The sequence below is a fragment of the Streptomyces sp. NPDC060064 genome (assembly GCF_042736455.1).
Taxonomy (GTDB): Bacteria; Actinomycetota; Actinomycetes; order Streptomycetales; family Streptomycetaceae; genus Streptomyces.
In genome coordinates, this window is record NZ_JBHWWF010000004.1 from 249,280 (window position 1) to 262,068 (window position 12,789).

Genomic DNA, 12,789 nt, shown 5'->3' on the forward strand with positions numbered 1-12,789 from the left:
TGACCACGCGGTTCTACTGCCGTTTGTGCCCATCGAGCGTCGACCGGAGAGAAGAGCGAAGTTGTCCCCGACCAGCGAGACCGCAAAGGGCGGCCGCCGACTCGTGATCGTCGAGTCTCCTGCCAAGGCTAAGACGATCAAGGGCTATCTCGGCCCTGGATACGTCGTCGAGGCGAGCGTCGGGCACATCCGCGACCTCCCGAACGGCGCCGCCGAGGTGCCGGAGAAGTACACCGGCGAGGTGCGCCGCCTCGGTGTCGACGTCGACAATGACTTCCAGCCGATCTATGTCGTCAACGCCGACAAGAAGGCCCAGGTCAGGAAGCTCAAGGAACAGCTCGCGCAGTCCGACGAACTCTTCCTCGCCACCGATGAGGACCGCGAGGGCGAGGCGATTGCCTGGCACCTGCTCGAGGTCCTCAAGCCCAAGGTCCCCGTCCACCGGATGGTCTTCCACGAGATCACGAAGGACGCGATCCGCGAGGCCGTCGAGAACCCGCGCGAGCTCAACACGCGCATGGTCGACGCCCAGGAAACCCGCCGTATCCTCGACCGTCTCTACGGCTACGAGGTTTCGCCGGTCCTGTGGAAGAAGGTCATGCCGCGGCTGTCCGCCGGCCGTGTGCAGTCCGTCGCCACCCGCCTCGTCGTCGAGCGTGAGCGCGAGCGCATCGCCTTCCGTTCCGCCGAGTACTGGGATCTGACCGGCACCTTCTCCACCGGCCGTGCCGGGGACGCTTCCGACCCCTCCACCCTCACGGCCCGCCTGAACACCGTCGACGGACGGCGCGTCGCCCAGGGCCGTGACTTCGGCTCGGACGGGCAGCTCAAGTCCGACCAGGTTCTCCACCTGGACGAGGCGAACGCCCGCGCGCTCGCCGCTGCGCTCCAGGACGCCTCGTTCGCCGTCCGCGCGGTCGAGTCGAAGCCGTACCGCCGTTCTCCGTACGCACCTTTCCGTACGACGACGCTGCAGCAGGAGGCCTCCCGCAAGCTGGGCTTCGGGGCCAAGGCCACCATGCAGGTCGCGCAGAAGCTGTACGAGAACGGCTTCATCACCTATATGCGTACGGACTCCACCACGCTCTCCGACACCGCCGTCTCGGCGGCGCGGGCGCAGGTCACGCAGCTGTACGGCGCCAACTATCTGCCGGAGAAGCCACGCGTCTACGCCGGCAAGGTCAAGAACGCGCAGGAGGCGCACGAGGCGATTCGTCCTTCGGGTGATCGTTTCCGCACTCCGGCCGAGACGGGTCTGAGTGGCGACCAGTTCCGGCTCTACGAGCTGATCTGGAAGCGGACCGTCGCCTCGCAGATGAAGGACGCGGTCGGCAACAGCGTCACCGTCAGGATCGGCGGCCGGGCGAGCGACGGCAGGGACGCGGAGTTCACCGCGTCCGGCAAGACGATCACCTTCCACGGCTTCATGAAGGCGTACGTGGAGGGGGCCGACGACCCGAACGCCGAGCTCGACGACCGTGAGCGGCGTCTGCCGCAGGTCGCCGAGGGCGACGCGCTCTCCTCCGAGGAGATCTCGGTCGACGGCCACGCGACCAAGCCGCCGGCCCGCTACACCGAGGCCTCGCTGGTCAAGGAGCTGGAAGAGCGCGAGATCGGCCGCCCGTCGACGTACGCCTCGATCATCGGCACCATCCTCGACCGCGGGTATGTGTTCAAGAAGGGGACGGCGCTGGTGCCGTCGTTCTTGAGCTTCGCCGTGGTCAACCTGCTCGAGAAGCACTTCGGCCGACTGGTCGACTACGACTTCACCGCACGCATGGAGGACGACCTCGACCGCATCGCGCGGGGCGAGGCGCAGGCCGTGCCGTGGCTGAAGCGGTTCTACTTCGGCGAGGGCGACGCGGACGCCGGTGTGGCCTCCGCGGCGGGCAACGGCGACGGCGACCACCTCGGCGGTCTGAAGGAGCTGGTGACCGACCTCGGCGCGATCGACGCCCGGGAGATCTCCAGCTTCCCGGTCGGCGAGGGGATCGTGCTGCGCGTCGGCCGCTACGGCCCGTACATCGAGCGCGGTGAGAAGGACGCGGAGGGCCACCAGCGCGCCGACGTTCCCGAGGACCTCGCGCCGGACGAGCTGACCGTGGAGTACGCGGAGGAGCTGCTGGCCAAGCCGAGCGGTGACTTCGAGCTGGGCGCCGACCCGGCCACCGGGCACCAGATCATCGCGCGGGACGGCCGTTACGGCCCGTACGTCACGGAGGTGCTGCCCGAGGGCACGCCGAAGACCGGCAAGAACGCGGTCAAGCCGCGTACCGCCTCGCTCTTCAAGTCGATGTCGCTCGACACGGTTACGCTCGAGGACGCGCTGAAGCTGATGTCGCTGCCGCGGGTGGTCGGCGTCGACGCGGAAGGCGTCGAGATCACCGCGCAGAACGGCCGGTACGGCCCGTATCTGAAGAAGGGCACGGACTCGCGTTCTCTCGAGACCGAGGACCAGCTCTTCAACATCACGCTCGACGAGGCCCTGGCGATCTACGCGCAGCCGAAGCAGCGGGGCCGGGCAGCTGCCAAGCCGCCGCTGAAGGAGCTGGGCACGGACCCGGTGAGCGAGCGTCCGGTGGTCGTCAAGGACGGCCGCTTCGGCCCGTATGTCACGGACGGCGAGACGAACGCGACCCTCCGCACGGGCGACAGTGTCGAGGACATCACGCCGGAGCGCGGCTACGAGCTGCTCGCCGAGAAGCGCGCCAAGGGCCCCGCCAAGAAGACGGCGAAGAAGGCTGCGGCCAAGAAGGCACCGGCGAAGAAGACCGCGGCCAAGAAGACGGCAGCCAAGAAGACGACGGCCAAGAAGACCGTCGCGAAGAAGACGACGGCTGCGGCCAAGACGACGGCGGCCGCGGCGAAGAAGACGGCCGCGTCGGCGAAGGCCTCGACGGACGAGTAGCGAGATCATCACGGGCGCTTTGTGCGAAGAGTTTGTTCGGGGAGTTTTCCCACCCTCCGTACAAAGCGCCCGTATGTTCGGTCAGGTCTCCGGGGAGCGGCGCGCTCCGGATAGGCTGGGCGGATGACGCGAGCCGAGCAGCCAGCCGAGCAGCAGGCGGTCGTGAGCACCGCCTCAGAGACTGCCTCAGACTCCGACGCATCCGAAGCGCTTGCCGCGGACTCACGCGAGCGCGCGGTGCGGGCCCTGCTGCGCTTCCCGCCGCTCAAACGGCTGTGGAGCGCCCAGGTCGTCGGAGGCGTCGGGGATGCCGTTGCCGTTCTTGTGCTTCTGCTGCTGACACTGCAGGCGGCGGTACTGGAGGGCTCATTCGGGGCCGGCTACCGCGGGGCGGCCTTCGCCGTCGCCACGGTGCTCGGCACCCGTGTCCTGGCCACGCTGCTCTTCGGCGCCGTACTACTCGGCCCGCTGACGACGCTCACCTCGCCGAACGGCCCGCTGGATCGCCGCTGGACGATGATCGGCGCGGATGTGCTGCGTCTTGCGCTGCTGATCGTGGCACCTCTGTGGATCGACTGGACCCCCGGCAACGCGCCGGCGCTCCTGCTGATCACCGTCTTCGTCACCGGCGTCGCCGAGCGCTTCTGGACGGTCGCCCGCGACGGCGCCGCACCCGCACTGCTGCCGGCCCCGCCGCTGGAAGGCGCGGCGGTCCGTCCGCTGCCGGACCACCTCGACGCACTGCGCAGGCTCTGGCTGCGTACGAGCTTCGCCGCCATCCCCGCCGGAGCCGCGGTGCTGCTCCTCGGCACGCTGATCGGCAATCTGCTCGGCTCGGGCATCGAGTGGTTCTCGCTGCACCAGGCGGCCCTCGGTTCGTACCTCGCGGCTGGTCTCTTCGCCGCGTCCGTATCGACGCTGTACTTCCTGGAGCTGCCCGGCTCGCTGACCCCGAGGCCGCGCTCGCCGCTGGAGGGCCTGCGCCGTCCGTCCACCGGCAATGGCCTGGACAGGGGGCGTACAGGCGCCATACCGCTGTTCGTTGTCGGCTGCGCGGCGGTCGCGGGCGCGATCTCGTCCGCCGTTGCCGTCTCTGTACTGCACGCCTTCGACCTCGGCGGCGGGCCGGTGGCCTTCGCGCTGCTGGTGCTCGCGCTGACCGGCGGAGCGGGGCTCGGTATCCGCGGGGCCGGCGCCGTACTGCCCACGCTCTCCCGCCGCCGGCTGCTCGCCCTCGCGCTCGCGGTCACCGGTGTCGCACTGCTCGCCATGGGGCTGGTGCCGGACACGGCGACCGTGCTGTTCATCGCGCTGCTCGCCGGACTCGCGGCCGGTGTCGCCGCGAGCACCGGGCACGCGCTCATCGACCAGGAGGCCGAGGAGTTCCGGCGGGCCCGGATCACCGAGCACCTGCAGGCGGTCGTACGGGTCGCGATCGCCCTCGGCGCGATCGCTGCCCCGCTGCTCGCCGCCGCGATCGGGCCGCACCGGCTCGCGAGCGGCGACTTCGTCTTCGCGCACGGTGGCGCGGCGTTCACGCTGATGCTGGTCGGCGCGCTGCTGCTGCCCGTCGCGGCCATCGTCCTCGCCAAGACGGACGACCGTTCCGGCGTACCGCTGCGCCGCGATCTTGGCGACGCGCTGCGCCGCGGGGCCGATCCGGCGCAGGCGCCGGCGACGAACGGTTTCTTCATCGCCATCGAGGGCGGCGACGGGGCCGGGAAGTCCACGCAGGTCGAGGCGCTCGCAGAGTGGATCCGGGCGAAGGGCCACGAGGTTGTGGTGACGCGTGAGCCGGGTGCGACGCCGATCGGCAAGCGGCTGCGTTCGATCCTGCTGGATGTGTCGTCGGACGGGCTCTCGAACCGGGCGGAGGCGCTGTTGTACGCCGCGGACCGGGCCGAGCACGTCGATTCGGTCGTACGGCCCGCACTGGAGCGCGGCGCGATCGTCATCTCCGACCGCTACATCGACTCCTCGGTCGCCTATCAGGGTGCCGGGCGCGATCTGTCGCCGACCGAGATCGCCCGTATCTCGCGGTGGGCGACGGACGGACTCGTACCGCATCTCACGGTGCTGCTCGACGTGTTGCCGGAGGCCGCGCGCGAACGCTTCACGGAGGCGCCGGACCGGCTGGAGTCGGAGCCGGCGGAGTTCCACCAGCGGGTGCGTTCCGGTTTCCTCACGCTGGCCGCGGCGGACCCGGGCCGGTATCTGGTCGTGGACGCGGGCCAGGACCCGGGGTCGGTCACCACCGTCGTACGGCACCGGCTCGACCAGCTGCTTCCGCTCTCCGATGCCGAGGTGAAGGCGCAGGAGGAGGCGCGGAAGGCGGCTGAGGAGGAAGCCTGTCGGCGCGCGGAGGCGGAAGCCGCGCGCAAGGCGGAGGAGGAGCGGGTCGAGCGCGAGCGGCAGGAACAGCTGGCCAAGCTCCGCGCCGAGGAGGAGGAGCGCAAGCGCCGCGAGCTGGAGGAGGCGCGGCAGCGCGAGGCCGAGCGGCAGGCGGAGGAGGCCCGGCTGCGGGCCGAGGACGCTCGGCGGCGGGCGGACGAGGAGCGGGCGCGGCGGCTCGCCGAGGAGAGGGCGGCTGCGGCGGAGCAGGAACGGCTCCGCAAGCAGGCCGAGGAGGAGGCGCGGCTCCGGGCGGAGGCGGAGGAGCGGCGCCTGGAGAAGCAGCGCAAGGCGGAGGAGGCGCTGCTGCGGGCGGAGGAGGCACGGCGGGCGGCGGAGGCGGCTGCTGCTTCCGCGGCGTCGGCCTCAGCCGCGGCCTCGACCGCAGCTCCGACCTCGGCTCATGAGGTGACCGTGCCGACGCCGGTGGTCACGCCGGACGAGGTGACTCAGGAGGTGCCTGCGGTTCCGGATGTGGCCGAGACGACGGTGCTTCCGAAGGTGCCGGCGGACGTGGACGAGACGACGGTGCTTCCGCCGGTGTCGGGGGATGCGGCCGAGACGACGGTGCTTCCGCCGGTACGGGAGTCCGCACGCAAGCCGGTACGCGAGCCGGTACGGGATACGGATCCAGCTGACCGGGTCCCGCCGGGCATCTTCCGCGACGAGGCGGGGAGTGAGGGTACGAACGAGCGCACCCGCGAACTCCCGCAGGTCGACCCGGACTCGGGCCGTCCCCGCCGCCGCTCGGACTGGGCGGAGGAGACCCCCTTGGACGACCTCCCGACGCTGGCGGACGAGCTGCTCGGCCCGCACGACGAGGACGAGAACGGGCGGCGGGGCGGGCGCTGACGGTTCGGCGCTTCGGCGCCCGTTTGCGGTGCAGGGGTTCGTCCTGGTGCCGGTTCGGGGTGGCGAGTCCCTGCCACCGCGTCTGCGCTGTCAGACCCCTGCCCCACAATGGAACCCCCCAGCACGAAAGGCGGTGACGGCCCATGACCGTATGGGACGACGTGGTCGGCCAGGAGCGCGTCCAGGCGCAGCTCTCCGCCGCCGCCCGGGACGCCGACACCCGCGTCACCGCCCAGGCCCACGGCGCCCCCGCCCCCGACGCGTCCAAGATGACGCACGCCTGGCTGTTCACCGGCCCACCCGGCTCCGGACGGTCCACCGCCGCCCGGGCCTTCGCCGCCGCGCTGCAGTGCACCAGCCCCGACCGCGCCCTCGGCGGTGAGCCCGGCTGCGGATTCTGCGACGGCTGTCACACCACCCTCGTCGGTACGCACGCCGACGTCGAGGTGATCCGTACGGACCTGCTCTCCATCGGCGTCAAGGAGACCCGCGCGCTCGTCCGCCGCGCCCAGCTCTCCCCGGCCGGCGGCCGCTGGCAGGTGATCATCCTGGAAGACGCCGACCGACTCACCGAAGGCGCGGGCAATGTCCTGCTGAAGGCCGTCGAGGAGCCCGCCTCCCGCACCGTATGGCTGCTCTGCGCGCCCTCCCTCGAGGATGTACTCCCCACCATCCGCTCCCGCTGCCGCCACCTCACCCTCCGTACGCCGCCGGTCGCCGCCGTCGCCGACGTCCTGATCCGGCGGGACGGCATCGAACCCGAGGTCGCCGTCAACGCCGCCCGTGCCACCCAGGGCCACATCGGCCGTGCCCGCCGACTGGCCACTGACGAGCGTGCCCGTGCCCGCCGGGCCACGGTGCTCAAGCTGCCGCTGCGCGTGGAGGACATCGGCGGCTGCCTCAAGGCCGCCCAGGAGCTGGTCGACGCCGCGGCCGAGGACGCCAAGCAGGTTGCCGAGGAGATCGACGTCAAGGAGACCGAAGACCTCAAGGCGGCCCTCGGCGCGTCCGCCGGCGGACGGATGCCGCGGGGCACGGCAGGGGCGATGAAGGAGCTCGAGGACAAGCAGAAGCGCCGCAAGACCCGTAGCCAGCGCGACAGCCTCGACCTGGCGCTCACCGATCTGACGGGCTTCTACCGCGATGTGCTGGCCCTCCAGATGGGCTCGGAGGTCGCGCTCGCCAATCACGACGCCCGGGACTCCCTCGACCGGATCGCCCATGGTTCGACACCGGAGGGCACCCTGCGCCGGATAGAGGCGGTGGTCGCCTGCCGCCAGGCGCTGGACCGCAATGTCGCGCCGCTGCTGGCCGTGGAGGCGATGGCGGTCGCTCTCCGCGCCGGCTGACGTCCGGCCTGCCTCCTGGCCATCCCCTGGCCATCGAATGTGCACCGCCAGGCCGTCGGGCCTGCCGCCGATCGGTTGACCGGCTCACCCGTAAGAGCGCGGAAAGGCGGCAGCGGTCAACCTGCGATTACGCTCCATGGATGGACACCAGGCGCCTGCTCCGTACTTCCGCACTCGTGCTGGCCACAGCCGGCCTGCTCATCTCCGGCTGCACCGGCGGGAGTTCGTCACCCAGCGCCTCCGAGTCCGCCTCCTCCGGCGGTGGTGGAGGAGCCGCCCCGACCGCCGCCCTCAAGCCGTACTACGCACAGCAGCTGAAGTGGCGTCCCTGCGGCGTCCCCGGTTTCGACTGCGCAACGATGAAGGCTCCGCTCGACTACGCCAAGCCTGACGGCGATTCGGTCAAGCTGGCCGTCGCCCGCAAGAAGGCCACCGGCCCCGGCAAGCGCCTCGGCTCCCTGGTCGTCAATCCGGGTGGCCCCGGAGGCTCGGGCGTCAGCTATCTCCAGGGGTACGCGGGCATCGGCTACCCCGAGCCCGTCCGTGCCCGCTACGACATGGTGTCCGTCGACCCGCGCGGCGTCGCCCGCAGCGAGCCCGTCGAATGCCTCAGCGGCAAGGAGATGGACGCGTACACCCAGGTCGACCAGACCCCCGACGACGCAGCCGAGACGACCCGTCTCGCCACGTCCCTCAAGGGCTTCGCGGTGGGCTGCGAGAAGCGCTCCGGCACGATCCTGCCCCATGTCTCCACCGTCGAGGCGGCCCGTGACATGGACATCCTGCGCGCCGTGCTGGGCGACGAGAAGCTGACGTACGTCGGAGCTTCGTACGGCACCTTCCTCGGCGCGACGTACGCCGAGCTCTTCCCCGACCGCGTCGGCCGCCTCGTCCTCGACGGCGCGATGGACCCGTCGCTTGCGTCCCAGCAGATGAACCGTGACCAGACCGCGGGCTTCGAAACCGCGTTCCAGTCCTTCGCCGCCGACTGCGTCAAGGAGAAGGACTGCCCGCTCGGCACGGAGTCGGCCGCCGACGCCTCCAACCGCCTCAAGGCCTTCTTCGCCGCCCTCGACGCCAAGCCCGTCCCCACTGGCGAGAGCCGCGAACTCGGCGAGTCGCTGGCCACCACCGCAGTGATCGCCGCGATGTACGACGAGGCCGCCTGGCCACAGCTCCGCAAGGCCCTGGCTCAAGCCATGAACGGTGACGGCGCGCCGCTGCTCTCGCTGGCCGACAGCTACTACGAGCGCGAGGGCGACGGCTCGTACGCGAACCTGATGTACGCCAATGCGGCCGTGAACTGCCTGGACCTGCCGCCCGCCTTCACCGCCCCCAAGGGCGTGCAGTCGGCCCTGCCCGCGTTCGAGAAAGCCTCCCCGGTCTTCGGCAAGGGCTTCGCCTGGGCCTCCCTGAACTGCGCGTACTGGCCCACCCCCGCCACCGGCGCGCCGCACCGCATCGAGGCGAAGGGCGCCGCCCCGATCGTGGTCGTCGGCACCACCCGGGACCCGGCCACGCCCTACAAGTGGGCGCAGGGGCTGGCCGGGCAGCTCTCCTCCGGGCGCCTGCTCACGTATGACGGCGACGGCCACACGGCGTACGGGCGCGGCAGCGACTGCATCGACACGGCGATCAACACGTACCTGCTGGAAGGCACGGCCCCGGCGGACAACAAGCGCTGCCGCTGAGGGCGGGCTGTGGGGTGCCCCGGACCTGGTTCGGGGCACCCAAAACAACCCTGTAGACTTGGCGCCGCTGCTGATGCGAACGTGTTCTCGCGAGGACGGGTATATCCGCAGCTTGCCGCCTTAGCTCAGTTGGCCAGAGCAACGCACTCGTAATGCGTAGGTCTCGGGTTCGAATCCCGAAGGCGGCTCCGTGAAAGCCCCAGGACTCACTCGCCGTGACCTGGGGCTTTTGCCTTTTCGTGGCAACGTCTCAGCCTGAGAAGCTTTCCCGTGCGTGCTGCCGGAGTGGCGTGTCGACGCGGACACCCCGGAAGCCGCGAGCAGTTGGCGGCGGGACCTGGCGCTGGATGCCCGCCCACACGCCCGCGCCACTCCGTGCAGGGGCTATGCCGCCGCCTCCTGGCTCTCGGTGCGGGTGACCGCGCCGAGGTCGGCGAAATGGAAGTTGTCGGAGACGACGTCGCCGAGGAGGGCCTCAGCACCGCCGACGAGATCCTCGTCAAAGTCGCCGAGGGGTCACTCTTTCGGCATGCGCACATACGTTTCTTCCTGAGCCGAACGAGTGGCCGAGCGGATCACCTTGCGGGATTCGGGAAAACCAGGGCTGTCCGGAACCCGAATACGTAAGGAAGGCTGGCATGAAACCCATCCGCCCCCTCGCCGTGGCCGCCATGGCCGCCGTCGTGCTCCTCGCCAGCGGCGTGACCTCCGCCAGCGCGCTGGACGCCAGCGACGATCCGCAGAAGACCGATTTCCCCGTCGACACCGGTCTCGTGGCGCCGCTGAGCGCGCACCCCCAGTACCTAGGCCCCAGCGTGTCCATCCCGGCTGGAGGTTTCGCCTTCGCGCATGTGGACTGTCCATCGGGCAGGGTGCCCACCGGGGGAGGCGGCACGACCAGCAGCACGCTCACCTTCCTCACGGACTCCACCCCAACCAGCGGGGGCTGGACGGTCGGTGTGAAAAACACCGCCACCTTTAGCGCCTCTGCGAGGGCCTGGGTCGTCTGCACCGTCCCGTAGGTCGTGTCTGCGCTCCAGGCTCGGACCTAGTCTCAGTGGTGGCGCAATCCAGGGCGGTCCGTGTGCGTCCGTTGCACCCCATCCAGTTCCTTGACCTGCTGCGCTGTGTACGGATCATCCTTCAGTGGACAAGGGTGGACGAGAACCGATCTTCTCGTAGTGCGTAGGTCTCGGGTTTGAATCCCGAAGGCGGCTCCGGAAAGGCCCAGGACTCACTCGCCGTGACCTGGGCTTTTTCCATGTCTGGATCCACCGGGCGGGCTTGCCCGAACACCGTGTCATGGGCTGCGTGAGCAAGGGGTGGCCCTCGGGTGGCCATGTGCGCAGCGCGCGTACAGAGGGTGGCCACGGTGCGTGCTTGTCGCGCCGACCGTCGCGCGGCTGGTCTACCCGTTCTGCTTCCGGGCGGCGCACCGCTTTCGGATGTTCGTGGATGGCCGCCGTGGGGCGACCGGCGTAAGTCGCGGGGTCCTGCGACGGCTCGAAGCAGCCGTGGCCCCAGCCGACTGCAGAGGGCTGGGGTGGTCCAGGTTGCTGGAGGCATCGACGACTGCGCGGGTGTTGATCCGTCGTCGGCATCGGCGTTCTTCTGGACACCTCTTGACGCCCCGGGGACGCCGGGGCAGGACGTCACGGTGTCGCCTATGAGGGCCGACCTGGCATACAAGTCCGCCTGAAACCGCGCGCCGTGCCGGGCCTGCACCAGCAGGGCTCGTGCATAAGCGCGAGGCGGAGCAGCGCAGGCAGCACGCGAGGCCGGGAGCAACGCAAGCAGGAGGCACGCGACTCCTACGCCAGGCTGGTGAAAGACACGATCGGACCGTCCACCGTATCGGTCGCCTGTACGTCAAAGCTCCGTTGCGGAAATGCCTGCCCGAGAGAGAGACGCCACGATGTCGCGATCTCCTGAGCCAGTGCGAAGGCATTGGCCTCGGATTCGGCGTCTTCGTCGATATCGATGTGTTGCCACAGCTTGAATTGATTCAGAGTCGCTTCGATCGAGACAACATCCCCCTTCAATACGTTGTGCCACATCCGAAAATTGTCGGGATCGTACGAACGATCCCACAACACACACCCCTCCACCTCGACGAACTGCGGCAGGAACACGCGCGACACGGCGATCCATTCGGACAGCCCTACGTGCTGGGAGAGGAAGTCCAGGTAATCGAGGTCGACACCCGCGCTTTCTGTCCATCTCTTGATCTGCGGGTCCTTCATGGGGTCCATCGAGTGTCCCTTATTGCGGCAATTCATCAGGGCTGGCCGCTATCGGCATTTTATCCCGGTGAGGCATTCCAAAGGTCTATCCCGCACTTGGGCGCCAGGCCGAGCGGTGGCCAGGCGGGTGTCGTCCCAGGTGAACTCCGCGCGGTCGGCGGTCGAACAGTCTTCGGCCAGGAGGCCTATTCACGGGGTTTCGTGCTTGGCTGTCCTTGATCATGAACGTGGCCCTGCCCGGTAGTGTGACGGTTGAGAGATCGTCAGCGCATCATCGGGGCAGGGCCGTTGAACTGGAACGTTACGACAGGGCTGGAGAACGATCAACTGGACGGGCTGATGGCACAAAAAGGGCTGGTGAGGCCCCGTGAATAGGCCTCAGGGAATCAAGCCAAGAACTGAAGTCGCTACGAAACCCGGCGCGGTTCAATCTGCAGCCGCCGTGTAGGACGCATGAGTCATGGTGGATTCCCGAGCCACGTGGGCCTCATGGACTCTATGCCACAGGCCCTGGCGTTCGCTGGCGCTCAGGTCGCTGAGGGTCAGGCCGAAACGGCTGCGAAGTACTGCGAACCACTCCTCGCCAGTGGTCAGCTCATGCTTGCGCCGACCGTCGCGGTCGATCCGCGTCAGAACACAGCCGCGCAGTGCGTCAACTCCGTGGAAATCGCGCCGAAAAACAAAGGCCGTGTTAGCGAACGGGGACTTCGGAGAGGTCGAAAGATACTGATGTTGCTCCACGAAGTCGGCAGGGGACGCGGGCTCGGCTTGGAAGTCCATGCCGAGGAATGATCCTTTGGAGTCATGGTCGAACCGCCATCCCCCCGGTTTGGCCTCCGATAGGCGGAGGCCAAACGTCATGCATCCCTGGGAGTACATCCCTTCGCTCAGCGGCAGTGGGGTATACAGCGCGTCGGCGAGACCGACGTCCGCAAACCACGTTTGGCCTTCACATTCGACGGTCAGCGCGAGATGGTTGCAATTCGCGCCTGCTGCCGATTCCGCCCCCACCTGGACGCCTGCCAGATGCCACGCAACCCTGTAACCGACAGTGGACAGCAGCGCAGCGAACGCCCCGTTGAGGTGGTAGCAGTAGCCGCCTCGGCCGCCAAGTATTCGATCGACCGACTCATCCGGGTCGATTGACGTCGGCCGACCCAACTGGATCTCAAGCGTCTCGTACGGAACTTTCTCAACGTGCGCCCGGTGCAAGGCAAACAATGCTGCGGTGGTCGGCCGCTTCGGGCGATGAATCTGCAGCCGCTCAAGGTATTGAAGTGTCATTGCGCTGCTCAGCATGCTTGAACACTACTCGACGTGTGACAACTGGAGGCCTATTCACGGGGTTTCGTGCT

The 12,789-nt window shown here is 69.1% G+C and carries 7 protein-coding genes and 1 tRNA gene; 6 read left to right on the forward strand and 2 right to left on the reverse strand.

The genetic code is table 11. From position 1 onward, the window contains the following. The first annotated feature begins 61 nt into the window (after positions 1–61). From topA to ACFWDI_RS07615, 6 genes are all read left to right on the forward strand, one after another. The gene (gene topA / locus ACFWDI_RS07590; protein ID WP_385301876.1) at positions 62–2,908 is read left to right on the forward strand and encodes a type I DNA topoisomerase; all 2,847 of its coding nucleotides are present in this window, start codon (positions 62–64) and stop codon (positions 2,906–2,908) included. Between the two features lie 123 nt (positions 2,909–3,031). After that, positions 3,032–6,151 carry a dTMP kinase gene (gene tmk / locus ACFWDI_RS07595; RefSeq protein WP_385301878.1) on the forward strand — a complete coding sequence of 1,040 codons (3,120 nt, stop codon included), beginning with the start codon at positions 3,032–3,034 and terminating at the stop codon, positions 6,149–6,151. Positions 6,152–6,294: 143 nt separating this feature from the next. Then, a complete protein-coding gene (locus tag ACFWDI_RS07600) occupies positions 6,295–7,500 on the forward strand; it encodes a DNA polymerase III subunit delta' (protein WP_385301880.1) in 1,206 nt (401 codons plus the stop codon). 140 nt (positions 7,501–7,640) lie between these two features. Next, positions 7,641–9,191, forward strand: coding sequence for an alpha/beta hydrolase (locus ACFWDI_RS07605; RefSeq protein ID WP_385301881.1), 1,551 nt, complete (start codon positions 7,641–7,643; stop codon positions 9,189–9,191). Positions 9,192–9,305: 114 nt separating this feature from the next. Next, positions 9,306–9,379: transfer RNA gene (locus tag ACFWDI_RS07610), tRNA-Thr, on the forward strand. A gap of 450 nt (positions 9,380–9,829) precedes the next feature. Next, complete coding sequence (locus ACFWDI_RS07615) at positions 9,830–10,213, forward strand: hypothetical protein (RefSeq protein WP_385301882.1); 384 nt, start codon at positions 9,830–9,832, stop codon at positions 10,211–10,213. 789 nt (positions 10,214–11,002) lie between these two features. Here the strand turns inward: ACFWDI_RS07615 and ACFWDI_RS07620 are convergent. Continuing rightward, positions 11,003–11,443 (reverse strand): hypothetical protein, encoded by a 441-nt coding sequence (locus ACFWDI_RS07620; protein ID WP_385301883.1) that lies wholly within the window; start codon positions 11,441–11,443, stop codon positions 11,003–11,005. 417 nt (positions 11,444–11,860) lie between these two features. Then, a complete protein-coding gene (locus ACFWDI_RS07625; protein ID WP_385301884.1) occupies positions 11,861–12,733 on the reverse strand; it encodes an arylamine N-acetyltransferase in 873 nt (290 codons plus the stop codon). Positions 12,734–12,789: the final 56 nt, after the last annotated feature.

Bases quoted from the DNA above. Each gene is read 5' to 3' on its own strand.
- tmk (WP_385301878.1), top strand. From the start codon at position 3,032: ATGACGCGAGCCGAGCAGCCAGCCGAGCAGCAGGCGGTCGTGAGCACC.
- ACFWDI_RS07600 (WP_385301880.1), top strand. From the start codon at position 6,295: ATGACCGTATGGGACGACGTGGTCGGCCAGGAGCGCGTCCAGGCGCAG.
- ACFWDI_RS07605 (WP_385301881.1), top strand. From the start codon at position 7,641: ATGGACACCAGGCGCCTGCTCCGTACTTCCGCACTCGTGCTGGCCACA.
- ACFWDI_RS07615 (WP_385301882.1), top strand. From the start codon at position 9,830: ATGAAACCCATCCGCCCCCTCGCCGTGGCCGCCATGGCCGCCGTCGTG.
- ACFWDI_RS07620 (WP_385301883.1), bottom strand. From the start codon at position 11,443: ATGGACCCCATGAAGGACCCGCAGATCAAGAGATGGACAGAAAGCGCG.
- ACFWDI_RS07625 (WP_385301884.1), bottom strand. From the start codon at position 12,733: ATGCTGAGCAGCGCAATGACACTTCAATACCTTGAGCGGCTGCAGATT.